Origin of the sequence: Pseudoclavibacter sp. Marseille-Q434, assembly GCF_050315415.1 — a bacterium.
In the GTDB taxonomy this organism is placed as follows: domain Bacteria; phylum Actinomycetota; class Actinomycetes; order Actinomycetales; family Microbacteriaceae; genus Pseudoclavibacter.
Genome location: NZ_JBNPQH010000001.1, coordinates 543,168 through 564,976, shown reverse-complemented (window position 1 = coordinate 564,976; position 21,809 = coordinate 543,168). Strand labels below are relative to the sequence as shown.

Sequence of the window (21,809 nt, the reverse complement as noted above, 5' to 3'; positions counted from 1 at the left end):
GCCTCGGCGGCGCGAGGGTTGTCTGCAAGGGCTGCCCTCCCCTTCGTTGTCTGGCGGAATCGTCTTTCCGGGTGATACGAGCGCCACTGGCGGTATCGTTGTCAACCAATGGAGATCTTTGGCTATTCCGGACCACGCTTCGATTTGTACCGAGACGACGAGGGCAGCGAGCCCCTGACCCTCGGCGACGGCCCGTGGGAGGCCCCGACGGCGACTGCGCCGATCGACGCGCGCCTGCAGATCCCTGGGTCGAAGAGCCTCACCAACCGTGAACTGGTGCTCTCCGCACTGGCCGGCGCACCATCACTGCTTCGGCACCCCCTGTGGGCCCGAGACACCGAGCTCATGATCGAGGCGCTCAGGCAGCTCGGCACGAGGATCGTCGAGGTCCCCGGCGACGGTCGGTTCGGGAACGATCTCGAGATCACGCCGGGCGAGCTCGAGGGCGGCGTCTCCATCGACTGCGGCCTCGCGGGCACCGTCATGCGCTTCGTCCCGCCCCTCGCATCCCTCGCCCTCGGTCCCGTCGCCTTCGACGGCGACGAGGCGGCTCGCCGACGCCCGATGAAGGGCACGGTGGATGCGCTCAAGGCGCTCGGTGTCGAGGTCCGCGACGACGGGAGGGGCGGGCTGCCCTTCTCGCTCTACGGGACCGGCGAGGTGACGGGAGGCGAGGTCACGATCGACGCTGGAGCCTCCAGCCAGTTCGTCTCTGGGCTCCTCATGGCCGGCGCGCGCTTCGAGGACGGGCTCACGCTCATCCACTCGGGCGATCGGGTCCCGAGCCAACCGCATATCGACATGACGCTCGCCGCCCTGCGTGACCGCGGGGTCGAGATCGACGACTCGGAGGCGGGCACGTGGCGTGTGTCGCCTGGCAGCATCGACGGGCGCGAGCTCACGATCGAGCCCGACCTCTCCAATGCGGAGCCCTTCCTCATCGCGGCGATCGTCGCGGGCGGCAGCGTCTCCATTGAAGATTGGCCGGCGACGACCACGCAGGTCGGATCTCACCTCGAGCACCTGCTCCCGCTCTTCGGCGCGCAGATCTCGGTCGCGGACGGCGTGCTCACGTGCACGGTTGAACGAGGCATCGCCGAGGGAGCCGAGCTGCCGGGAGTCGACCTCGATCTCTCCGAGGCGGGAGAGCTCGCCCCCAACCTCGCGGCGCTCTGCGGGCTCTGCACCACCACGAGCCGCATCACGGGCATCGCCCACCTCCGGGGCCACGAGACCGACCGCGTGGCGGCCATCGCCGCAGAGCTGCGCGGCATCGGCTGCGAGGTGACCGAGCTCGACGACGGGCTCGAGATCGTTCCCGGACCGCGCACCGCCCACGAATGGCGCAGCTACGAGGACCACCGCATGGCCACCTCAGGTGCCATCGTCGGCCTCGCGATCGAGGGCGTGACCGTCGACGACATCCACGCCACGAGCAAGACGCTCCCCCAGTTCACCCAGCTCTGGCAGGACATGCTGGACCAGGGCACGGTCGGCGACCCGGACGAGGGCGAGGACGACGGCAGCGTCGACCTCACCGCCTTCAGCATCTGACCGTGGCTCGCTCACTCGGCGACGCGTTCGACGCCTACGGCGACTGGGACGAGGACGACTTCCGGGGGCGCCCGAACCCCAAGGCGAACAGGCCCCGATCGAAGCAGCGTCCGAAGCACTCCGACGCCGTGACCGGACGCGTCGTGACCGTCGACCGCGGACGCTACACGGTGCTGCTCGACGAGGGCACGCCGGAGGAGCGAACCGTCACCGCCGCCAAGGCGCGAGAGATCGGCCGGACGGCGATCGTCACGGGAGACCTCGTCGACATCGTCGGCGACACGACCGGCGACGCCGGCAGCCTCTCCCGCATCGTGCGCATCGTCGAACGCAAGACGCTCCTCCGCCGCAGCGCGGACGACACCGATCAGGTCGAGCGCGTCATCGTCGCCAACGCCGACCAGATGCTCATCGTCGCGGCCACAGCTCAGCCGGAGCCGCGACCACGACTCATCGACCGCTACCTCGTGGCGGCCCTGGATGCGGGCATCCAGCCGCTGCTTGTTCTGACCAAGACGGACGTGGCGCCCGCTGACGAGCTGCGCGCGCTCGTCGAGCCCCTCGGCGTGAAGGTCTTCGAGTCTCGCCCGGGAGGCGAGCCCATCGACGAGCTCCGAGCCGCGCTCACGGGGCACACGACGGTCGCCGTCGGCCACTCCGGCGTCGGGAAGTCGACGCTCGTGAACGCGCTCGTGCCCGGCACGCTTCGCGAGACGGGAGTCGTCAACGCCGTCACCGGTCGCGGCAGGCACACCTCCTCATCCACCCTCGCCGTTCGGATCGAGGACGCCGAGGGGCGCACCGGCTGGATCATCGACACACCCGGAGTCCGGTCATTCGGACTCGGGCACGTCGATCGCGACAACGTGCTGCGCGGCTTCACCGAACTCGCCGACATCGCCGAGGACTGCCCGCGCGGATGCACGCACCGGGCTGACGCCCCGGACTGCGCGCTCGACGACGCTGCGCGTGACGGCGAGCTCGACGAGGCTGGCATCGCCAGGCTCGACTCGCTGCGACGCCTGTTCATGTCGCTCGACCAGGCGGCCGACGCGAGCTACTAGCTGGCCCTGGCCTAGGCTGACCGTGTGGCCACCGAACTCCTGCACCCGCTCTCCTCCGACCTCCGCCTCGCACGAGAGCTCGCCGACATCGCCGATGCGGTCTCGATGCAGCACTTCAACTCGCGCTCGCTCGGGGTGTACGAGAAAGAGGACCGGACGCCGGTGACCGACGCGGACCGGGCCGTCGAGCAGGCCCTGCGCGCGCGCCTCGCGGAGACCCGCCCGAGCGACTCCATCCTCGGCGAGGAGTACGGCTCGCAGGGCACCTCTCGCCGGCAGTGGATCATCGACCCGATCGACGGCACCGCCAACTTCATGCGCGGCATCCCGATCTGGGCGACCCTGATCTCGCTGGTCATCGACGGCGTTCCCGAGGTGGGTGTCGTGTCGGCACCCGGCCTCAACAGGCGCTGGTGGGGCGCGACCGGCCAGGGTGCGTACCTCGACGACGACCTCAGCGACCGCGATGTCGCCACCGACCGGCGCATTCAGGTGAGCGCCGTCGACGAGCTCGAACGGGCATCCCTCAGCTACAACAGCCTCAAGGGCTGGGATGACGCGGGCCGCTCAGCGCAGCTGCTCGAGTTCAGCCGAGCCATCTGGCGCACGCGCGCCGTCGGCGAGGTCTGGTCCTACATGCTCGTCGCGGAGGGCGCGCTCGAGATCGCGGGAGAGTTCGATCTGCAGCCGTACGACATGGCCGCGATCGTGCCGATCGTCGTGGAGGCAGGCGGCACGTTCACCAGCATGGACGGGGAAGAAGGACCGTGGCACGGCAGTGCGCTCGCCACGAATGGCCTTCTGCACGATCAGGCGCTCAAGGCCCTCGCAGCCCGCTGATCCGGTTCGCGACTCGGCCGGAGATCAGACGTCACTCCCCCACTTGCTGCTCGCGCTGGCGTCGCCGATGCCCGACAAGGTCCACGACGGCGACCACGAGCGTGAGACAGGCCAGGCAGATGACCACGAGCAGGCCGCCGGCGACGGACGTCTTGTAGGCCTCCTGCACGACAGGCGAACTCGTGTCCTGCACGGCTCCCGTGACCTGCAGGGCGGCGACCCCCGCGAAGAAGACGGAGCTGCCGATCGCCAAGCCCATGGCGTTGCCGAGGCGCTGCCCGACCTGCGCGAACGAGCCCGCGATGCCCGCCTGCTCGACGGGGACGTGCAGGAGCATCCGCATCTGGTTCGCCCCCATCACCAGCCCCGCGCCCGCACCCGAGATGACCAGGGACGCGCTGACCAGGTAGGGCGACAGCGCCGGCTCAGCCAGCTGGGTCACGACGAGCACCACGCTGTAGCCCACAACGAACAGCGCGACGCCGACGGCGACGAGCGTGGCCCCGTGCTGGAACGTCCACTTGCCCGACACGGCTGCCACGACCGCCGAGGTGAGCGCGTACGGGACCGAGACGGCACCGACCAGCACGGCCGGGTGTCCGAGCCCCTGCTGCAGGAACAGCGTCACGAGCAGGAAGCCGACGGGCATCGCGGCGAAGAACAGCGTCGTGATGAGCACCCCGTAGCGATACGAGGGCGTGCGGAAGAGCGCGAAGTCGACGACGGGCGTCTTCCCGATCCGGAGGTAGCGCCGTTCCCAGAGGATGAACGCGACGAAGAAGCCGAGCGCTGGGGCGAGCAGCCACCACCGGGCCGGGTCGTCAGTGTCCCGCCCCGACGTCAGCACGAATGGGAGCATCGTCGTCAGCACGGCCAGCCCGAGGAGGGCGACGCCGAAGAGGTCGAGCGTCTGCCCCTTCGCCACTTCCTGCCTCGATGGGAGGAGCCGCCAGGCGAACGGCAGCACGACAAGGGCGAGGGGCACGTTCATCGCGAAGGTCCAGCGCCAGCCGGCCTCCTCCCCCAGCAGGCCGATGAGCAAGCCGCCGATCGTCGGACCGAACGCCGTGCCGAGCCCGACGATGGCGCCGAAGATCCCGAAGGCCCGCCCACGCTCCTGGCCCGTGAAGAGCTGCTGGATGAGGCCGAGCACCTGCGGCATCAGGATGCCGGCGGCGAAACCCTGCAGGATGCGACCGCCGATCAGCATCTCGGTGCTCACACTCAGCGCGCACACGAGCGACGCGAGCGCGAAGGCGACGAGACCGATCAGGAACAGGCGCTTGCGATTCCACAGGTCGCCGAGTCGCCCCGAGGGAACCAGCAGGATTCCGAACGCCAGCACGTAGCCGGCGACGATGAGCTGCACGTCGGAGGAGGCCGCGCCGAGCGTGTGCTCGATCGGGCCGAGCGTGACGTTGACCTTGGCCAGATCGAGGATCGTGAGCACGGCGACCGCCGCGCACACCGCAAAGGCGGGCCAGCGGGAGGCCTCCTGGGGTGCTGTGGCGGAGGAAGAGGGTCCACCCTGCCGGACGGTCGACTGCTGGGTGGGGGAACTCGCGTCTGCAGACATAGGGAGCCAATGCTACGCCCGCGGGACGACACGCCAGGGTGGCAGCAACTGCGATCGCCTCAGTGGTGATCTTCGGGAACACGGCAATACACTGGTCGCGTCGCGTCTGCAGGAGCGGCAACAGGACCTCTGAACCGATGTTCACCCCCAAGAGGAGCAACGATGCGAACCGCCGCCGTACGAAGCGCCGCTGGCGCGTCCCTGGGGCTCGCCGCCCTCCTGCTCCTCAGTGGATGCACCCTCGTGACGACACTGGCCAGTGGGGGCTCCGACCCCGTGGTGACGACGACGTCGACGTCCACTGCCGAGGAGACCGAGTCGGCCACGCCCACCGCATCCGAGACGGCAACACCAACACCAACCGCGGTGGCTGGCACGATGACCGGCATCGAGGACCTCGCGGTCGGCGACTGCTTCGACCTCGAATCGGATTCCGACGACGCTGAGCTCTTCCCGAACTGCGACTCGCTGCACACGTACGAGGCGTATCACTCCGAGAACATGTCGGGCGGTGACACCTTCCCCGGCGACTCGGCGATCGACACTGCCCTCGAGGACATCTGCTCCGCAGCGTTCACGGGCTTCATCGGGGCGGAGCCGTTCCTGACCGAATGGAACTACACGGGCATCGTGCCGAGCGCCGAGTCATGGGCCAGCGGCGACCGAGAAGTGCTGTGCATCGTGACGCCCCTCGACGGCCAGGCCACTGCGGGGACGGCTGCGGGTTCCGCCAGCTAGCCTGGTGGGGTGTCCTCCCGAATCCCCGCAACGCTCTTGGCCGTGCTCGTCGTCAGCGGAGCGCTGACGGCCTGTGCGAGCTCCCCGGAGACGCCCCGCGCGGTTCCGATCACGGATGTGAGAGCTGGCGATTGCTTCTCGTCGGACGCGGACCTCACCGTTGCGACGCTTGCGGCGTCGTGCGCGGACCCACACCTCTACGAGGTGCTCTCGGCGGCACCGAGCGAACTCGGTGAGGCGTTCCCGGGCGATGACGCTCTGGCCTCCGAAGCGGATGCACGGTGCTCAGCTCAGTTCGCCGAGCTCGGGCGAGACGCGGTCGCGGGCCTCACTGCGCTGCATCTTGTTCCGAGCGAACGGAGCTGGAGCGAGGGCGACCGCAACCTGGTCTGCCTCATTGCAAGCAGCAAGGGTGACGAGCTGAGCGGCTCACGCCTGCCGACCAACGGCTAGGTTCCGTTTCCTGGCGGGCCTGCCGCCTGTGGACAGCGGCGGCGCGTGTCGGAGGTGCCGGGTAGCGTTCTGCGCACAGCAGGTTCTCGATCAGCGCCGTCCGTGTCCCTTCCGGTTCGCGGAGATTGCAGGATTCCGCATCCGGAGAGGAAAGCCCTTGCCAGCTACCAGCATCACCCCTGACCTCGTCGTCGGCGAGGATGGCCTCGCCCGGCCGCTGTGGGCGAGCCGCGACGAGCTGCTCATGCAGTACTACGACACGGAATGGGGCATGCCCGTCACCGACGAGCGTGGCGTCTTCGAGCGGTTGTGCCTCGAGATCTTCCAGTCCGGGCTCTCTTGGCGCCTCATCCTGCAGCGGAGGCCGTTGCTGCGCGAGGCGTTCGCAGGTTTCGACGTCGACGCGGTGGCCGGGTTCGGCGATGACGACTTCGAGCGACTGATGAGCGACCCCGGAGTGATCCGGAACCGACTGAAGATCTCGTCGGTCATGAGGAACGCTCGCGCGACGGTCGCGCTGCGCGAGAGCGAGCCACTCAACGAACTGGTCTGGGGCGCCAAGCCGACGACAACGCCGAGACCCGCGTCAGCGGCAGACGTGCCCAGCTCCAGCGACGAGTCGCGACAGCTCACGAAGAGTCTCAAGGCGCGCGGCTTCAGCTTCGTCGGCCCAACCAACCTCTTCGCCCTCATGGAGGCCATCGGCATCGTCGACACGCACCTCGTCGGCAGCCATCGTCGCGGTACATCCGGCGTGTGGCCGGCGGACTGACCCAGGCACCGCACACTGCAGACAACAAAACCCCGACTCCCCAGTGTTCAACTGGGCAGTCGGGGCCTTCGCTCATGACGTGGGTTTCGTGGAGATGGGGGGAATCGAACCCCCGTCCACAACTACGAAACCGCGGCTTCTCCGGGTGCAGTCTGTCTACTGTTCTACTTGGCTCCGATCATGGGGACAGACACCTTGATCGACGAGCCCAGTTCCAGTGCAAGTCCCGTGGTGCCCTGAAACACAACACCACAGCAAGTTCCCTTAATGACGCCAGCTACCGGAGCGGGAACACCCCCGGGCTGACGGACTATCGGACTCGCTTAAGCAGCGAGGGCGAAGTCGGTGCGCTTAGCGTTAGCACCTATGTTTTGCGAGGGGCGTTTACGAGATAACCCCGCATCCTCGACCCGCTTCACGCCGATTCACCAGTCATGTCGAAACCGATCATCCCCGTGAGCCGAGTCTCCTCGGCGGCGTTCCACGTCATGAGCTCTGTTGAGTTGCAGCTGCCAGAAGAACTGGCAGCTCCTAAACATACGTCAAGACGGCCGGAAAATCCACGTCCTGGCGTGCTCAGGGCAAGCCTGGAGGCGATTCCCGGGAGGACCAGTAACCTGAACCCCATGAGCGGCAATGACTTTGAAGGATTCGGGCGCCCGAATTGGCAGAAGCCCGAGAACGGCGACGAGCACGCCCAGGAATCCGGGGACTCCGTTTCGGAAGACCAGACCTCTGGGCACGAAGGCTTCGGTGCGCACTTCGGCAGGCCGGCTGAGGAGCCGGACGCTCCCGCGCCCTCCGAGGATGGGCCCGGCCAGCCAGAGGTGAGCGACGGCGAGGTACCCGCGCCGGTCCAGTACGAGGCGCCCGCGGCGCCCACCTGGCCGCGTGATGCCGAGTCAGCACCAGCCGCCGATGCAGTCGGCGAAGGCGTGGAACCGGCCAGCGGCGACCAGTCTCACCCCGACGAGAACAGCACCGAGGTCCTCGGCTTCGGCGAGGGAAACGAGACCGCTGTGCTCGGTCGCGGAGACCACAACCAGACGGAGATCCTCGACTCCGGTGCGCCGGCCGCCCCGAGTTGGGAGCAGACTCCCCCACAGGACTCGAGCACCTGGAACGACCAGGGCAGATCCGCCCCAGCTCCAACTGGCTGGGACCAGACAGCCCAGCACGACCCCAACGCCTGGAACGACCAGAGCGCACCGGCCCAGGCTCCCGCAGCCTGGGACCAGCAGCCCTCCGCTCCGGCGTGGGGCCAGTCGGCTCCGGACGCGCAGGACGCCCAGACGACGCAGACTCCGGCGTGGAACGCACCGGGTGCCGGCCAGGCTGGGGCGAGTCAGGCGAACGGCGGCCTCGAGGCGCCGGCGTACGGCGAGGTGAACAGCGCGCCGAGCTACGGCGGCCAGAACGAGTCGCCCGCGTTCGGCTCGACCGCCCCCGAGGCGGGTGCCGCTGCCTTCGGCGCCGGCTATGGCGCGCAGCAGCAGGCAGGCGCGTGGAACGGCGCTCCGGAGAACCAGACCCCAGCCCCCTACGCTCCCGGCCAGGCACCCGGCCAGGAGTTCGGGGCACCCGCGTTCGGTGGCAACGGTGGCGGTGGCTACCAGGGCGGCGGACCGTCCGGCCCCAACGACTTCGGCAACGGAGCCCCCGCCAAGAAGCCCTGGTTCCGGAAGCCCGCAATCCTCATCCCCGCGATCATCGGCGTCGTGGTCCTGGTGGGAGCCGCCGTAGCGATCCCCGTCACCATCCACAACAACAACGTGAACCGCGGCGACGAGCTCGCGGCTGCGTTCCAGACGGACCTCGACGCGCATTACGCGGACTGGACGACCGAGAACCTCGACCTTGCCGCCAACGTCACCATCTCGGCCTCACTGGGCGAGAACACCGACTTCTTCTCGCAGTCGGCGGCCCAGATGACCGACTTCTCGACTCGCTGCGGGAACGTCGCGACGGCGGAGACGACGATCAACGATCTCGCCGGGTCCACCGTGCCCTCGCTTGCGGTCGAGGACGGTGCCGACGCCTCCGAGGCATACAAGGCCGCTCAGACCGAGAGCGACGGCCTCAGCGAGCGACGCGACATCGTCGCGAACTTCGCTGACACGGCAAGCGCGGATGTCGCGGCGCTGCAGCAGTTCTGCGAGGCGTTCCCGAAGTACAACTCGATCTACAACACGTTCGGCACGCAGCTCGCGTCGTTCTCGTCGACGATCTTCACCATCCCGGACGGTCAGAACATCGACCTCGGCAACAACCTGTACTACCCGTGCAACGTGTCGACGGGATGCCCGGACTACAGCAACCCGAACATCGGCACGACGATCGCCGACGGCATCAAGTCGACCTACGTCGACTTCTACCGTGGCATCGCGGACCTGGCCGCATCGGAGTGCTTCCTCGACGAGCTCGCGGACGTCTGCACGAGCTACAGCACCGAGTTCGGGAAGGCCGCGGATGCTGCGCAGGCCGCCGCCGACTCGTACCGCTCTGAGACGCTGAGCCTCACCGTCGGGGCCGTTCCGTTCGCCAACTCGTCAACGCTGTTCACCGCGATGTTCGACACGTTCGACGCGGCCGACGCGGCCGTGCAGACGGCCTGGTGGAGCGCCGACCCGTCGTCAGACGGGCAGACGGACCGTGGCTGGCAGTCGCGAAGCCTGAAGACGCTGCTCTCCGCGCACGAGAGCTCCATCGCGACGCTCGTCGAGAGCGTGCGCTAGCGGTTCCAAGCACACACAGCGATGCGGCCCCCGATCCAGTGGATCGGGGGCCGCATCGCTCTTCGGGGGTGCAGCGCATCGGTGCTCGAGGCGCGATCTACTCCCCCATGTACTTGCGGGACGCGACGGCGCGGTCGGCCTCGCGCTTGTCCTGGCGCTCACGCAGTGCGTGGCGCTTGTCGAACTCGCGCTTGCCCTTCGCGACGGCCAGCTCGACCTTTGCACGGCCGTTGAGGAAGTAGAGCGTCAGCGGGACGAGCGTGTAGCCGCCCTCTTTGGTCTTCATGGCGAGCTTGCGGATCTGCTCCTTGTGCAGCAGCAGCTTCCGCTTGCGGCGTGGTGCGTGATTGTTCCACGTGCCCTCGAGGTACTCGGGGATGTGCACGGCGTCGAGCCACGCCTCACCGCGGTCGATGTACGCGTATCCGTCGACGAGGGAGGCGCGCCCCTGCCGGAGCGACTTCACCTCGGTTCCGTTCAGCACGATGCCCGCTTCGAGGGTGTCCTCGATCAGGTAGTCGTGCCTGGCTCGACGGTTCGTCGCGACAGGCTTCGTCCCTTGCTCCTTTGGCATGGCCTCTTCCTCTCTCGACGGCAGACGATGGACAGCCCGCTATCTTACGACACGGGCTGTCCATCGGTCTACCTTGCTGTTGCGTGCGGGTCAGACCTTGAGGTACTTGTTGATCGCGATGCGCGCGGAGACCCAGGCGAGCAGCACGCTGACGATCAGGAGGACGGGGATCGCGAGGAGCGCCTCCGGGACTCCGATGAGGGAGACGAACGGCAGCTGCCTGCCGAGGTAGCCCTGCACGAAGAAGTGCGCGATCGCGACGGTTGCTGCCGAGGCGAGCACGGCACCGATGAGGGCCGCGACGACGCCTTCGAGGATGAAGGGCGCCTGGATGTAGCGGTTGGATGCGCCGACGAGGCGCATGATGCCGATCTCGCGGCGCCTGCTGATCGCAGACAGGCGGATCGTGGTCGCGATGAGGAGCGCCGCCGCGACGAGCATGACCACTGCGACTCCGATCGCAGACAGACTGGCGACGTTGAGGAGCTCGAAGATGCTCTCGAGGTACTGGCGCTGGTCGGTGACCGCCTCCACACCGTCGTAGTTGGAGAGCTGCTCGATGATGATGTCGGCCTGGTCGGGGTCGGTGAGCGTGATGAGGAAGCTCTCCGAGAGGAACTCGGGCTCGACGAAGGACACGATGGGGTCGCCGGCGAACTGCTGCTGGAAGTTCTCGTAGGCCTGTTCTTGGTCTTCGAACTCGTACTCGCTGATGTACGGGGTGAGGACGGCGCCCTGGAGGGCCGCCTCGACGGCGTCGCGCTGGGTGTCGCTGGCCTGGCCGCCTGCGCAGTTCGGGGCGGTCGAGACGGACGAGCAGAGGTCGACGGACACCTGAGCGCGGTCGTACCAGAAGGCCTTCATGCTGCTGATCTGCTGCTGCATGAGGATTCCGGCGCCGACGAACGTCAGGGAGACGAAGGTCACGAGCACGACGGAGATGACCATGCTCGAGTTGCGGCGAAGTCCCTGCCACATCTCGGCGAATACGCGGCCGATCATTTGACGTCTCCAGAGTTCTTCGTGGTCTTCTCGCCGGCGACGCGCGAGGCGATCGAGTCGGCGATGGATGTGGGGGCTTGCGACGCGACCTGAGCTTCGGTGTCGTCGTTCTGCTCGAGCTGGTTGGCGGTCTCCGCTTCGGTGAGCGGCACGATGCCCGGCTGGTAGACGCCATCGGACTCGTCGCGCATGATGACGCCGCCGTCGAGCTCGATGACGCGCCTGCGCTCCTCGTCGACGATCGAGACGTCGTGCGTGGCCATGACGACGGTGGTGCCGTTCGCGTTGATGCGGGTGAGGAGGCGCATGATGCCTCGGCTCGTGACGGGGTCGAGGTTTCCGGTCGGCTCGTCCGCGAGGAGGATGTCCGGCTTGTTGACGACGGCTCGGGCGATGGCGACGCGCTGCTGCTCGCCGCCGGAGAGTTCGTGGGGGAAGCGGTTCGCCTTGTCGCCGAGGCCCACGGTCTCGAGGACATCGGGGACGGCTTTCGCGACGTGGCCGCGGGACTTGCCGAGCGCTTCGAGCGCGTAGGCGACGTTCTCGAACACGGTCTTGCCTGCGAGGAGGCGGAAGTCCTGGAACACCATGCCGATGCTGCGTCGGTAGTACGGCACCTTGCGGTTGGAGATGCGGCGCAGGTCCTGGCCGAGCACGTGCACCTGTCCGCGGCTCGGGGCGTCCTCGCGGAGGATGAGGCGGAGGACGCTGGATTTTCCGGACCCGGAGGGGCCGACGAGGAACACGAACTCACCGCGCAGCACCTCGAAGGTGATGTCGTCGAGTGCGGGGGCGGCGGTGCCAGGGTAGACCTTGGCGACGTTATCGAATCTGATCATGGCGCTAACAGGGTAGGCACCGGAGTGGCCGCAGCCCGGCGCGACATGCAGAACACGTCAGACGTGGGTGTCCCGGCTCGATGCTCCCTGGCGCCTTCTTCGTGTTCCTAGGCGGCGTCGGCTTCGCCGCGCTTGCGCCAGCGGATGCCGGCGGCGATGAACGCGTCGATGTCGCCGTCGAAGACTTTGTCGGTGTTGCCGGTCTCGTGCTGGCTGCGGAGGTCCTTGACCATCTTGTATGGCGCGAGGACGTAGGAGCGCATCTGGTCACCCCAGCTTGCGGTGATGTTGCCCGCGAGCTCCTTCTTCTGCGCGTTCTCCTCTTCGCGGCGGAGCAGGAGGAGGCGTGACTGGAGCACGCGGAGTGCGGCGGCGCGGTTCTGGATCTGGCTCTTCTCGTTCTGGCAGCTCACGACGATCCCGGTTGGGAGGTGCGTGATGCGGACGGCCGAGTCGGTCGTGTTGACGGACTGCCCGCCCGGACCGGAGGAGCGGAAGACGTCCACGCGCATGTCGTTGTCTGGGATCTCGATCGACTCGGTCTGCTCGATGAGCGGGACGACCTCGACGGCGGCGAAGCTCGTCTCGCGGCTTCCGGCTGAATTGAAGGGGCTCATGCGCACGAGCCGGTGCGTGCCGGCTTCGACGGAGAGGGTGCCGAAGGCGTATGGGCTGTCGATCTCGATGGTGGCCGACTTGATGCCGGCCTGCTCGGCGTAGCTGGTGTCGAGGACGGAGACCTTGTAGCTGTGCTGCTCGGCCCAGCGGAGGTACATGCGGAGGAGCATCTCGGCGAAGTCGGAGGCGTCGACGCCTCCGGCGCCGGCGCGGATCGTGATGACCGCGGGGCGCGGGTCGAATTCGCCGTCGAGCAGCGTCTGGACCTCGAGGTTGCCGATGACCTTGGTGATCGACTTGAGCTCGGCGCGGGCTTCCTCGGCCGTGTCCTCGTCTTCCATCTCGACGGCCATCTGCGCGAGCACTTCGAGGTCGTCGAGGCGTCGTTCGATCTCGTCGAGGCGCTTGAGATCTGCCTGCGCGTGGCTGAGTGCGGAGGTGACCTTCTGCGCGTTCTCGGTGTCGTTCCAGAGGTCGGGGACGGATGCTGCGGCTTCGAGCTCCACCACCTTCGCGCGGAGCTTGTCGGGGTTGAGCACGGCGCTGATGTCTCCGAAGGTGCTGCGCAGGGCGGCGATCTCCGAAGCGAGGTCAAGGTTGATCATGATCCCCCAAGACTAGCCGCCAGGGCTGGGCGGCGCTGTTGGGCGCGCGTGGCGTCAGGAGAGCACCACCCTGGCGTCACTGGAGACGGTGATCTCGAGCCCAGATGGGAGCAGCGCATGGGTGAGGGGCGGGGTCCAGTGGCCGGTGATGACGACGGCGGCCGTGACGCCGTCTGGCGTCGACGCGGAGACGAGCGCAACGCTGTCCGGGCTCGCCCCGGCGAGGTCCTCGAGCGTCGCGAGGGCGCGTTCGTGCACCTTCGTGGGGTGGAGGACCGGCTGCAGCTCAGCATCGACGAAGGCGACGTCCGCCACCGCGAAGCTCTCCGAGGCGGAGAGCGCCACCGCGTCCGCGATCGTGAGGAGTCGCTTGCGCTCGATGGACAGCGACGTGGCGGCGACCAGCACGTAGGCGGCGGTGAGCCCGATCACGAGGAAGACCAGGATGAGCGGGAGCACGCTGCCGCGCTCGCCGTGCATCCGGCGCAGGCTGTCGCGCAGTCGTGCCCGAGCGCCCGTCACGAGGAGAGCCCGAACCTGGTGACGGCGAACGAGGCCGTGGCGCTGGTCGGGATGGACAGCGGAGCTGCTTCCCCGGTCAGGTTCGGCGCGAACGGCAGGGGCACGTCGATCGTGACGGTGACGGAGACGACGGCACCCGCTGCCTGGCAGGCACCGGCCGTGCTGCTGCATTCGACGTGCTGTGCGACGGTGCCGGCCTCGAAGCCGTGGTCGGCAGCGGCGAGGTCGATCGCCGCCGCGGCGAGCGCCTGCGTCTCGACCGACTCGGGGTCGGACGCCAGCAGACGTGCCGCGCTTCTCGCCGCCGACTCTCCGGCGATGCTCGCGCCCTGCAGCGCGGAGAGGGTGAGCATGAGGTAGGCGAGTGGCACGATCAGCAGTGTGCCGAGTGTCAGGAACTCGAGCGAGGCCGACCCGCGATCGTCACTCGGCATCCAGCGTCTCCTGCGGGGCATGTCCGGTCACCTCCAGCGCGTCCGGCAGCCCGAGGAGGCCGATGAGCGGAAGCGGCGAGCGCACGGTGACGGCGACGACGGGGGCCCCGTCGAGCTCGGTCGTGCTCGCCACCACGGACTCGGCGTACCCGCCGCCGATGCTCATGGCGATGAGGTCTGCGGCTCGTTCCTCGCCCGCTTCGAGACCGGCACCGAAGAGTCCCGCATGCCTCGCGCCCTCTCCTGCCGCATCGAGGAGCGTTGTGCGCACGTGCAACGCGAAGCCGATCTGCAGGACCGTGACGGTGAGCAGCACGAGCATCGCCGAGACCATGACCCACTCGGCGACCGCCGACCCCCGGTCGTCTCGGATCATGGGGCGGCGTGAGCGGGCCGGCCTGTCAGCTGAAGTCACTGACTCGGGTGATGGCGTTCTCGAACACGTTGACGAGGAGGTCGCCGGCGACGGTCCAGAGAAGGATGACGATTCCGGCGGACATGATCGTGATCAAGACCCAGCCGGGGACGTCTCCGCGTTCGGAGGCGGCTCTGGTTCGGAGTGCGTGCAGGAACTGCATGGTCGTGCCTTTCGGGTGGGGCTCTAGAAGCTCGTGCGGAGCACGAAGACTGCCGGGTAGAGCGCGAACAGGATGGTGGTGGGCAGGATGAGGAAGATCAGCGGGACGAGCATCTGCACTTCTTTGCGCCCCGCCGCTTCGAGGAGCTCGCGCTTCCCGAGCTCTCGGGCGTCGCTTGCCTGAGCGCGGAGCACTTCGACGAGGGGCGCGCCGCGTTCCAGTGCGGAGATCATGTGCTCGACGCAGCGGTCGAGCGGCAGGTACTTGACGCCCCTGGTCATCTCGTGGAGCGCGTCGGCGAGCGAGACGCCCGTGTTCACGTGGTGGACGACGCGTGCGAATTCCTTGGCCAGTTCGCCGGTGCTGACGCTCGCGACGCGCCTGAGGCTGTCGAAGACTCCCTCGCCGGCCGAGATGCTGAGGGAGAGGAACTCGATCACGGTCGGGAACTCGCTGGCCACTTGTCGATGCCGACGGTGCGCTGCGCGCCCGAGTGCCTGGTCACGGGCGAAGATTCCGACGCCGCCGAGGAGGAGGGGAAGCAGGACCTGAGCGATGACCGGCATCCCTCGGGTCACGCCGAGCATCAGTGCGGCGGCGAGTCCGATTCCTGCCGCGATCAGCCCCCAGGTGAGCTGTTCGGCTCGGAAGCGTTCGACGCTGGCGGAGGAGCCGCTTTGGCGAAGCTGGCCGATGATGCGGTCGTTGCCGCCGAGGACTTCGCCGAGCAGTGCGCGCCCCTTCGCCATGAGCGGGGCCGCGAGGGTGCCGAGGACGGGGAGCGGGTCGGTCGCGGTCTTCTGCACGTCGGCGCGAGCGGCTGCCGACACGTCGAGGAGGTGCGGTGCGAGGCGTTCGGCGAGATTCGGTCTGGAGAGTCGGGGCACGGCGGCGAGCATCGTCCAGAGGCCGATGCCCAGACCGAGTCCGCAGAGGACGGCCCAGCCGAGGGTCTCGTTCATGCGAACCACCTGCGGTCGTCCTTCAGCTTCGCGATCCGGAGCATCACGAGGTAGGCGAGGACTGTCGTCCCGAGGCCGATGAGGATGACGACGGCGCCTTCGTAGCTGTTGAATGCGGCGGCGGCCTCCGGCCGCGTGCCCAGCATGAGCAGGACGATCCAGGGTGCGGCGGATCCGAGCTTGGCGGCGTTCATGACCCAGGACTGCTTCGCCTCGACTTCGTGGCGCACCGCTTGCTCCTCACGGAGGTAGCTGCCGAGGCTCTTGAGCACCGTGGGGAGTTCGGCACCGCCGACGTCCCTGGACATGCGGAGTGTTTCGACGATGCGGTCGGCGGTTGGGTCTGCGAGCCGTTCCTTGAGGTCGTCCAGCGCGACCCGGAAGCTTCCCGTGAGGCGGTACTGCCTCGTGAAGGCGGCGAAGTCCTCTCGTAGCACGGTCGGGCCAGACTCCGCGAGGCTCGCGACTCCCTCCGGCAGGGCGACGCCGGACCGGACGGAAGCGACGAGATGGTCGATGACATCCGGCCAGACGAGACGGTTGCGGCTGCGCCGCTGCACGGAACGCATTCGGACGATCAGGAAAGGACCGGCGCAGCCCGCCAGGAAGGCCAGCACAGCAACAGCGAACACACCGGTGAGCGCGAGTCCGGCGGCGCCGAGCGTGAGGCCGAGGACAACGGCGGCGCCCGCGAACACGGCCACCGGAACACGTTCGAAGCCTGCGCGCCTCAAGTCTGCGCGGAAGTCGTCGATGCGGGAGCCACGGACCTCGACGCGCTCGGCGCTCGGGGGCCAGAGCCACGCACTCACGATGCTGGAGACACCCGCTCCCATGACGAGCGCGAGCAGCACGTTCACAGCGACCTCCGCAGAATCCGAGCAGCATCGAGACCGTGCGCCTCGTACTTCGCGATGCGTGGCGGCGGTGACCCCGTGGATTCGAGCTGCCCGCGACCGCGGCGGAAGAGCGTCGCCGCCTCGATGACCTGGCCCGTGGCGACACCCGTGGGTGCGAGGATCTCGCCCACGTGTCGAGTCCCCGAGGCAGTCATCTCCAGGTGCACCACGAGGTCGATGCAGCTGGCGACCGTCGGCACGACGAACGCGCTGTCGATGTTGCGCCCAGCCAGGAGCGGCAGCGTCGACAGCTTGATGAGCGCGTCCCGAGCCGAGTTGGCGTGGATGCTGCACATGCCCGGCATACCGCTGTTGAGGGCGATCAGCAGGTCGAGGCTCTCGGCTTCCCGCACCTCGCCGACCACGAGCCAGTCGGGTCGCATCCGAAGCGCCTCTTTGATGAGTCGGCGAAGGGTGATCTCCCCGGTGCCCTCGAGGTTCGCCTGCCTGCACTGCAGCGCGACCACGTCGCGCGCGACGAGATCGAGTTCGAAGGTCTCCTCGACGGTGACGATGCGCTCTTCGCTGCGCACGGAGGAGAGGAGCGCATTGATCATGGTCGTCTTGCCCGTGTGCGTGGCGCCGGAGACGAGGATGTTGCATCCGGCCAGGACCGCGAGCTGCAGGAACTCCGCCGCCTGGGCGGTGAGCGCCTCTCGCTCGACGAGGTGAGAAAGATCACGGATGCGGCGCGTGAACTTCCTGATGTTCACCGACGGGTACCGGCGCGTCACCTCCGGCACAGCCACGTGCAGGCGTTCGCCGTTGGGGAGGGAAGCGTCGACGAATGGGGAAGACAGGTCGACGCGCCGGCCGCTCGACTGGAGCATCCGCTCGATGAGGTCGCGCAGGTCGCCCTCGGGGACGACCGTCGGCGTGAGCTCGGGGACGCCGCCGCGCGCGACGAACACGCGTGACGGGGCGTTGATCCAGATCTCCTCGATCTCCGGATCGTCGAGGTACGGCTGGAGCACGCCGAAGCCGGTGACCCGCGCGAGGACCTCGCGCGTCGTCGACTCCTCGTCGTGCACGAGCGGCAACGAGGACCCGAGAGCCTCCTCGGCGTAGCCGCGCACCTCTTCCCGTGCGATGTCCGCGGCCCGTGCACGGTCGCCGCCGAGGTCGATGCCCTCGAGCAGGACACGACGACGGATTCGGTCGGTGATGGTGCTTACCGCGATGCTCACGCCGTCAGCATGCCGAAAACCAGAGAACCCCGCAGAAGTTATCCACAGGCCAGCAAATGCAGGGAAACGGCCGACCACGTGTCACGGACACCGGCGCTCACCAGCTCACGGAGCATGAGTCGCCGGCTCCTTCGCAGACCGCACCCCGACGGTCCACGCACGGCTACGCTGAGCCGGTGCCCACCACCGAACGATTCGCCGACCTCGTCGAAGCCGAGCTCGCCGACAAGCCCTTCGCGGTCGTGCGCGTGCCAGGCGGATTCGACGTCGGGTTCGCGCTCGCAGATGCCCGATGGGTGAGCATCCTCGCCGTCAACGACGTTCGCGACAGCATCACCTACAACGTTCGGGTCAACGAGCGTGCTGGGAAGTTCAGCATCAACGACACCCTCCGCCGGATCAGCTGGAGCGCAGGGGTGTCCGGGATGGTCCCGCGAGTCGGCTTCTCGACGTCCTTCCAGTCGGGTCGGGTGAAGTACGGCCGGGTCATCCAGCTCGGCCTTGCACCGGGCGGGTTCGAGGTGTCGTTCAGCCCGGAGGAGGAACGCGCCCGCATCACGGCGATCGGGCAGGAGCTCGGCCTGAAGCCTGGCCCGAGCAGGTCCGTGCTGATCGGACTGTGGACTGCCGGCGGAGCCATCGGCCTGTGCATCCTCGGCGCAGCGATCGCACTCACGATCCAGGCGCTCCTGGGGTAGCCGCGCCCACCGTCGGTCGGCCTCCGATGACGCGCCCCGACTTCGAGGGCTGTCGCTCCCGCCCTAGACTGGTTCCCGCACACGGGTTCGCCCGTGCCCGCGGGAGTGGTGAAATTGGCAGACACGCAGGATTTAGGTTCCTGTGCTTTCGAGCGTGCGGGTTCAAGTCCCGCCTTCCGCACTGGAGTGTCAGGCTCCTCCGACTCGACAGACTGTCTGGTCCGTCTCCCCCGACCAACGGGTACGGTTCCAGTACCAGCACTGCGAAGGAGCATCGACGATGACCGAGTTCAACGAAGCCGACCTGCAACAGAAGGCGAAAGACCACCTCTGGATGCACTTCTCGCGCCAGTCCGTGATGGAAGACGGCGCCGGCGTGCCGATCATCGTCAAGGGCGACGGGCACCACATCTGGGACTCGAAGGGCAAGAAGTACTTCGACGGCCTCTCCGGCCTCTTCGTCGTCAACGCAGGACACGGCCGCACGCGTCTCGCCGAGACCGCCGCCAAGCAGGCCGCCGAGCTCGCGTTCTTCCCCATCTGGTCGTACGCGCACCCGAACGCCATCGAGCTCGCTGATCGCCTTGCCGACTACGCACCTGGTGACCTCAACCGCGTCTTCTTCTCGACGGGCGGCGGCGAAGCCGTCGAGACCGCCTTCAAGCTGGCCAAGTACTACTGGAAGCTGCAGGGCAAGCCCACCAAGCACAAGGTCATCTCTCGCTCGGTGGCCTACCACGGCACGCCGCAGGGTGCACTGGCGATCACGGGCATCCCCGCCATGAAGGCGATGTTCGAGCCCCTCACGCCCGGCGGCTTCCGCGTGCCGAACACGAACTTCTACCGTGCGCCGGAGCACGGCGACAACCTCGTCGAGTTCGGCCAGTGGGCCGCGAACCGCATCGAGGAGATGATCCTCTTCGAAGGCCCCGAGACGGTCGCCGCCGTGTTCCTCGAGCCCGTCCAGAACTCCGGCGGATGCTTCACGCCTCCCCCTGGCTACTTCCAGCGCGTGCGGGAGATCTGCACGAAGTACGACGTGCTGCTCGTCGCCGACGAGGTCATCACGGGCTTCGGCCGGATCGGCGACATGTTCGCATCGACGACCTACGACATCCAGCCCGACATGATCACGTGCGCCAAGGGCATGACAAGCGGCTACTCGCCAATCGGCGCCACCATCGTCAGCGACCGCATCTACGAGCCGTTCAAGCACGGCCAGACGTCGTTCTCGCACGGCTACACGTTCGGCGGCCACCCGGTGTCGGCGGCCGTGGCGCTCGAGAACCTCAAGATCTTCGAGGAGGAGCGGCTCACGCAGAACGTCAAGGAGAACTCGCCGCACTTCCGTGCTGCCCTCGAGAAGCTCCTCGACATCCCGATCGTCGGCGACGTGCGCGGCGACGGCTACTTCTTCGGCATCGAGCTCGTCAAGGACAAGGACACGCGCGAGACCTTCAACGACGAGGAGTCAGAGCGCCTGCTGCGCGGCTTCCTGTCGAAGGCGCTCTTCGACGCAGGCCTGTACTGCCGCGCCGACGACCGTGGCGACCCCGTCATCCAGCTCGCCCCGCCCCTCACGATCGGCCGGGCCGAGTTCGACGAGATCGAGCAGACGCTGCGAGGGGTGCTCACCGAGGCGAGCTCGCTCCTCTGACACGGGCTCGTCGTCGTCACCGACGGCAACCCGAAAAGCTCCGGATGGCAAACTCGCTTCGTGCTGGAACGTTCTCCAGCACGAAGCGAGCTTCCCATCCCGAGTCGCTATTCGAGGCCGAGGGCAGTGCGCAGCTTGGGCGCGAGCGCGTCGAAGGCGCGGCGGCGGTGGCTCGCGGCGTCCTTCTCCGCGTCGGTGAGGTCGGCCGCCGAACCTTCCGCCCCATCGGGCTGGAAGATCGGGTCGTAGCCGAAGCCGTGGTCCCCGCTCCGCTGCTCCAGGATGCGACCGGGCCACACACCCAGCACGGCCTCGCTCTGTTCCTCGCCCGTCGATGAAGCTGTGGCCGGCACGACAAGTGCAGCCGCGGCGACGAACTGGGCCGTGCGGTGCGGATGCGAGACGTCGCTCAGCTGCCAGAGCAGCAGCTCGAGGTTCTCGGTGGCGTCCTTCGCTGGCCCGGACCACCGGGCGGAGAAGATGCCGGGCGACCCGCCCAGCACGTCCACCGAGATGCCGGAGTCGTCGGCGAGCGCCGGGAGCCCCGTGTGCTCGGCGGCGGCGCGGGCCTTCAGCAGCGCGTTGGCCTCGAAGCTCAGACCGGTCTCGCGTGGCTCTGGCCCGTCGTAGGAGACGAGCTCGATGCCGTCGAGCTGGTTGCCGAGGATGCGTCGCAGCTCGACCAGCTTGTGCGCGTTGTGGGAGGCGAGGACAACCCGGGCGGGCTCGCTCATGCCTTGAGCGCCTCGTTCTGCAGCTCGGTGAGCGTCGCGGTGCCCGCGAGGGCGATGTCGAGGAGACGGTCGAGCTCCTCGCGGTCGAACGGCTGCCCCTCGGCGGTGCCCTGCACCTCGATGAGCTTGCCGTCGCCGGTCGCGACGACGTTCATGTCCGTGCCAGCCCGTACGTCTTCCACGTAGGCGAGGTCGAGCAGCGGGACTCCGTCGACGATGCCCACCGAGATCGCGGCGATGGAACGCGTGAGCACGTCGGCCTTCGCCGGAACGTGCTTGTTGGCCTTCGCCCATTCGATGGACTGAGCGAGCGCGACGTAGGCGCCCGTGATCGCTGCCGTGCGGGTGCCGCCATCGGCCTGCAGCACGTCGCAGTCGATGACGATCGTGTTCTCGCCGAGCGCGGACATGTCGACGGCGGCGCGGAGCGAGCGCCCGACGAGGCGCGAGATCTCGTGCGTGCGCCCGCCGATCTTGCCCTTGACCGACTCGCGGCTGTTGCGGTCGTTCGTGGCCCGCGGGAGCATCGCGTACTCGGCCGTGACCCAGCCCTTGCCCTGGCCCTTCAGCCAGCGCGGCACGCCGGGCGTGAACGACGCCGTGCAGAGCACCTTCGTCTTCCCGAACGAGATGAGGGCGGAGCCCTCTGCCTGCTCGCTCCAGCCCTTCTCGATCGTCACGGGGCGGAGCTGGTCGTGGGTGCGGCCGTCTGCGCGTGCTTCGGTCATTGGTCCTCCAAGGAGTCTGATGGGTACGGGAAAGCGGTGG

23 protein-coding genes, 1 tRNA gene and 1 other RNA gene are annotated in these 21,809 nt (G+C 68.0%); 10 read left to right on the top strand and 15 right to left on the bottom strand.

What is annotated here, in order from left to right; translation table 11 throughout:
* Positions 1 to 108: 108 nt before the first annotated feature.
* Genes aroA through ACQFZP_RS02700 form a run of 3 tightly spaced genes read left to right on the top strand, consistent with a single transcriptional unit; the run spans position 109 to position 3,458 of the window.
* Positions 109 to 1,554 (top strand): 3-phosphoshikimate 1-carboxyvinyltransferase, encoded by a 1,446-nt coding sequence (aroA, locus tag ACQFZP_RS02710; protein ID WP_211890245.1) that lies wholly within the window; start codon positions 109 to 111, stop codon positions 1,552 to 1,554.
* Positions 1,555 to 1,556: 2 nt separating this feature from the next.
* Positions 1,557 to 2,618, top strand: coding sequence for a ribosome small subunit-dependent GTPase A (gene rsgA, locus ACQFZP_RS02705; RefSeq protein ID WP_179556518.1), 1,062 nt, complete (start codon positions 1,557 to 1,559; stop codon positions 2,616 to 2,618).
* Between the two features lie 24 nt (positions 2,619 to 2,642).
* Positions 2,643 to 3,458, top strand: a complete 816-nt coding sequence (locus ACQFZP_RS02700; protein ID WP_104312183.1) for an inositol monophosphatase family protein — start codon at positions 2,643 to 2,645, stop codon at positions 3,456 to 3,458.
* Between the two features lie 31 nt (positions 3,459 to 3,489).
* On the opposite strand, the gene ACQFZP_RS02695 is transcribed toward ACQFZP_RS02700, so the two are convergent.
* Positions 3,490 to 5,034, bottom strand: a complete 1,545-nt coding sequence (locus ACQFZP_RS02695) for an MFS transporter (protein ID WP_211890244.1) — start codon at positions 5,032 to 5,034, stop codon at positions 3,490 to 3,492.
* A gap of 162 nt (positions 5,035 to 5,196) precedes the next feature.
* On the opposite strand from ACQFZP_RS02695, the gene ACQFZP_RS02690 reads away from it, so the two are divergent.
* The 3 genes from ACQFZP_RS02690 (at position 5,197) to ACQFZP_RS02680 (ending at position 6,997) form a co-directional block, all read left to right on the top strand.
* Positions 5,197 to 5,772 carry a septum formation family protein gene (locus ACQFZP_RS02690; protein WP_179556516.1) on the top strand — a complete coding sequence of 192 codons (576 nt, stop codon included), beginning with the start codon at positions 5,197 to 5,199 and terminating at the stop codon, positions 5,770 to 5,772.
* 9 nt (positions 5,773 to 5,781) lie between these two features.
* Entirely contained in the window at positions 5,782 to 6,225 is a 444-nt protein-coding gene (locus tag ACQFZP_RS02685; protein WP_211890243.1) for a septum formation family protein, read from the top strand.
* 157 nt (positions 6,226 to 6,382) lie between these two features.
* Positions 6,383 to 6,997, top strand: coding sequence for a DNA-3-methyladenine glycosylase I (locus ACQFZP_RS02680; RefSeq protein WP_218854927.1), 615 nt, complete (start codon positions 6,383 to 6,385; stop codon positions 6,995 to 6,997).
* Positions 6,998 to 7,083: 86 nt separating this feature from the next.
* Here ACQFZP_RS02680 and ssrA read toward each other — a convergent pair.
* Positions 7,084 to 7,452, bottom strand: a transfer-messenger RNA (tmRNA) gene (ssrA, locus tag ACQFZP_RS02675).
* A 171-nt stretch (positions 7,453 to 7,623) separates the two neighbouring features.
* On the opposite strand from ssrA, the gene ACQFZP_RS02670 reads away from it, so the two are divergent.
* Entirely contained in the window at positions 7,624 to 9,732 is a 2,109-nt protein-coding gene (locus ACQFZP_RS02670) for a hypothetical protein (RefSeq protein WP_211890242.1), read from the top strand.
* Between the two features lie 97 nt (positions 9,733 to 9,829).
* Here the strand turns inward: ACQFZP_RS02670 and smpB are convergent, their stop codons facing one another.
* The 11 genes from smpB to ACQFZP_RS02615 form a co-directional block, all read right to left on the bottom strand.
* The gene (gene smpB / locus ACQFZP_RS02665; protein ID WP_104241539.1) at positions 9,830 to 10,306 is read right to left on the bottom strand and encodes an SsrA-binding protein SmpB; all 477 of its coding nucleotides are present in this window, start codon (positions 10,304 to 10,306) and stop codon (positions 9,830 to 9,832) included.
* 90 nt (positions 10,307 to 10,396) lie between these two features.
* Complete coding sequence (ftsX, locus tag ACQFZP_RS02660; RefSeq protein ID WP_104312250.1) at positions 10,397 to 11,308, bottom strand: permease-like cell division protein FtsX; 912 nt, start codon at positions 11,306 to 11,308, stop codon at positions 10,397 to 10,399.
* Complete coding sequence (gene ftsE / locus ACQFZP_RS02655) at positions 11,305 to 12,147, bottom strand: cell division ATP-binding protein FtsE (RefSeq protein WP_179556512.1); 843 nt, start codon at positions 12,145 to 12,147, stop codon at positions 11,305 to 11,307. The genes ftsX and ftsE overlap by 4 nt, the downstream gene beginning before the upstream one ends.
* Positions 12,148 to 12,254: 107 nt before the next feature.
* Positions 12,255 to 13,370, bottom strand: coding sequence for a peptide chain release factor 2 (gene prfB, locus ACQFZP_RS02650; RefSeq protein WP_104312252.1), 1,116 nt, complete (start codon positions 13,368 to 13,370; stop codon positions 12,255 to 12,257).
* Positions 13,371 to 13,424: 54 nt separating this feature from the next.
* A complete protein-coding gene (locus tag ACQFZP_RS02645; RefSeq protein WP_211890241.1) occupies positions 13,425 to 13,850 on the bottom strand; it encodes a hypothetical protein in 426 nt (141 codons plus the stop codon).
* Between the two features lie 38 nt (positions 13,851 to 13,888).
* Entirely contained in the window at positions 13,889 to 14,326 is a 438-nt protein-coding gene (locus ACQFZP_RS02640; RefSeq protein ID WP_104312254.1) for a hypothetical protein, read from the bottom strand.
* On the bottom strand, positions 14,316 to 14,702 hold the full coding sequence (locus ACQFZP_RS02635) for a TadE family protein (RefSeq protein ID WP_218854926.1): 387 nt from the start codon (positions 14,700 to 14,702) through the stop codon (positions 14,316 to 14,318). The genes ACQFZP_RS02640 and ACQFZP_RS02635 overlap by 11 nt, the downstream gene beginning before the upstream one ends.
* Before the next feature lie 25 nt (positions 14,703 to 14,727).
* On the bottom strand, positions 14,728 to 14,904 hold the full coding sequence (locus ACQFZP_RS02630; protein ID WP_167516480.1) for a hypothetical protein: 177 nt from the start codon (positions 14,902 to 14,904) through the stop codon (positions 14,728 to 14,730).
* Between the two features lie 23 nt (positions 14,905 to 14,927).
* Positions 14,928 to 15,866 (bottom strand): type II secretion system F family protein, encoded by a 939-nt coding sequence (locus ACQFZP_RS02625; RefSeq protein ID WP_211890240.1) that lies wholly within the window; start codon positions 15,864 to 15,866, stop codon positions 14,928 to 14,930.
* A complete protein-coding gene (locus tag ACQFZP_RS02620; RefSeq protein WP_211890239.1) occupies positions 15,863 to 16,726 on the bottom strand; it encodes a type II secretion system F family protein in 864 nt (287 codons plus the stop codon). The genes ACQFZP_RS02625 and ACQFZP_RS02620 overlap by 4 nt, the downstream gene beginning before the upstream one ends.
* Positions 16,723 to 17,952 carry a CpaF family protein gene (locus tag ACQFZP_RS02615; RefSeq protein ID WP_104312256.1) on the bottom strand — a complete coding sequence of 410 codons (1,230 nt, stop codon included), beginning with the start codon at positions 17,950 to 17,952 and terminating at the stop codon, positions 16,723 to 16,725. The genes ACQFZP_RS02620 and ACQFZP_RS02615 overlap by 4 nt, the downstream gene beginning before the upstream one ends.
* A gap of 176 nt (positions 17,953 to 18,128) precedes the next feature.
* Between ACQFZP_RS02615 and ACQFZP_RS02610 the strand changes: the two genes are divergently transcribed.
* The 3 genes from ACQFZP_RS02610 (at position 18,129) to ACQFZP_RS02600 (ending at position 20,307) form a co-directional block, all read left to right on the top strand.
* The gene (locus tag ACQFZP_RS02610; RefSeq protein WP_211890238.1) at positions 18,129 to 18,650 is read left to right on the top strand and encodes a hypothetical protein; all 522 of its coding nucleotides are present in this window, start codon (positions 18,129 to 18,131) and stop codon (positions 18,648 to 18,650) included.
* A 99-nt stretch (positions 18,651 to 18,749) separates the two neighbouring features.
* Positions 18,750 to 18,831, top strand: a tRNA-Leu gene (locus tag ACQFZP_RS02605).
* Between the two features lie 99 nt (positions 18,832 to 18,930).
* Positions 18,931 to 20,307: an aspartate aminotransferase family protein gene (locus ACQFZP_RS02600; protein WP_211890237.1), complete on the top strand. Its 1,377-nt coding sequence runs from the start codon at positions 18,931 to 18,933 to the stop codon at positions 20,305 to 20,307.
* Positions 20,308 to 20,414: 107 nt separating this feature from the next.
* Here ACQFZP_RS02600 and rdgB read toward each other — a convergent pair whose 3' ends face one another.
* Positions 20,415 to 21,041 carry an RdgB/HAM1 family non-canonical purine NTP pyrophosphatase gene (gene rdgB, locus ACQFZP_RS02595; RefSeq protein ID WP_211890236.1) on the bottom strand — a complete coding sequence of 209 codons (627 nt, stop codon included), beginning with the start codon at positions 21,039 to 21,041 and terminating at the stop codon, positions 20,415 to 20,417.
* The gene (gene rph / locus ACQFZP_RS02590) at positions 21,038 to 21,769 is read right to left on the bottom strand and encodes a ribonuclease PH (RefSeq protein WP_211890235.1); all 732 of its coding nucleotides are present in this window, start codon (positions 21,767 to 21,769) and stop codon (positions 21,038 to 21,040) included. The genes rdgB and rph overlap by 4 nt, the downstream gene beginning before the upstream one ends.
* Positions 21,770 to 21,809 lie beyond the last annotated feature (40 nt).

Bases quoted from the DNA above. Each gene is read 5' to 3' on its own strand.
- aroA (WP_211890245.1), top strand. From the start codon at position 109: ATGGAGATCTTTGGCTATTCCGGACCACGCTTCGATTTGTACCGAGAC.
- ACQFZP_RS02695 (WP_211890244.1), bottom strand. From the start codon at position 5,034: ATGTCTGCAGACGCGAGTTCCCCCACCCAGCAGTCGACCGTCCGGCAG.
- ACQFZP_RS02690 (WP_179556516.1), top strand. From the start codon at position 5,197: ATGCGAACCGCCGCCGTACGAAGCGCCGCTGGCGCGTCCCTGGGGCTC.
- ACQFZP_RS02670 (WP_211890242.1), top strand. From the start codon at position 7,624: ATGAGCGGCAATGACTTTGAAGGATTCGGGCGCCCGAATTGGCAGAAG.
- smpB (WP_104241539.1), bottom strand. From the start codon at position 10,306: ATGCCAAAGGAGCAAGGGACGAAGCCTGTCGCGACGAACCGTCGAGCC.
- ftsX (WP_104312250.1), bottom strand. From the start codon at position 11,308: ATGATCGGCCGCGTATTCGCCGAGATGTGGCAGGGACTTCGCCGCAAC.
- ftsE (WP_179556512.1), bottom strand. From the start codon at position 12,147: ATGATCAGATTCGATAACGTCGCCAAGGTCTACCCTGGCACCGCCGCC.
- prfB (WP_104312252.1), bottom strand. From the start codon at position 13,370: ATGATCAACCTTGACCTCGCTTCGGAGATCGCCGCCCTGCGCAGCACC.
- ACQFZP_RS02645 (WP_211890241.1), bottom strand. From the start codon at position 13,850: ATGCACGGCGAGCGCGGCAGCGTGCTCCCGCTCATCCTGGTCTTCCTC.
- ACQFZP_RS02640 (WP_104312254.1), bottom strand. From the start codon at position 14,326: ATGCCGAGTGACGATCGCGGGTCGGCCTCGCTCGAGTTCCTGACACTC.
- ACQFZP_RS02635 (WP_218854926.1), bottom strand. From the start codon at position 14,702: ATGATCCGAGACGACCGGGGGTCGGCGGTCGCCGAGTGGGTCATGGTC.
- ACQFZP_RS02630 (WP_167516480.1), bottom strand. From the start codon at position 14,904: ATGCAGTTCCTGCACGCACTCCGAACCAGAGCCGCCTCCGAACGCGGA.
- ACQFZP_RS02625 (WP_211890240.1), bottom strand. From the start codon at position 15,866: ATGAACGAGACCCTCGGCTGGGCCGTCCTCTGCGGACTCGGTCTGGGC.
- ACQFZP_RS02600 (WP_211890237.1), top strand. From the start codon at position 18,931: ATGACCGAGTTCAACGAAGCCGACCTGCAACAGAAGGCGAAAGACCAC.
- rdgB (WP_211890236.1), bottom strand. From the start codon at position 21,041: ATGAGCGAGCCCGCCCGGGTTGTCCTCGCCTCCCACAACGCGCACAAG.
- rph (WP_211890235.1), bottom strand. From the start codon at position 21,769: ATGACCGAAGCACGCGCAGACGGCCGCACCCACGACCAGCTCCGCCCC.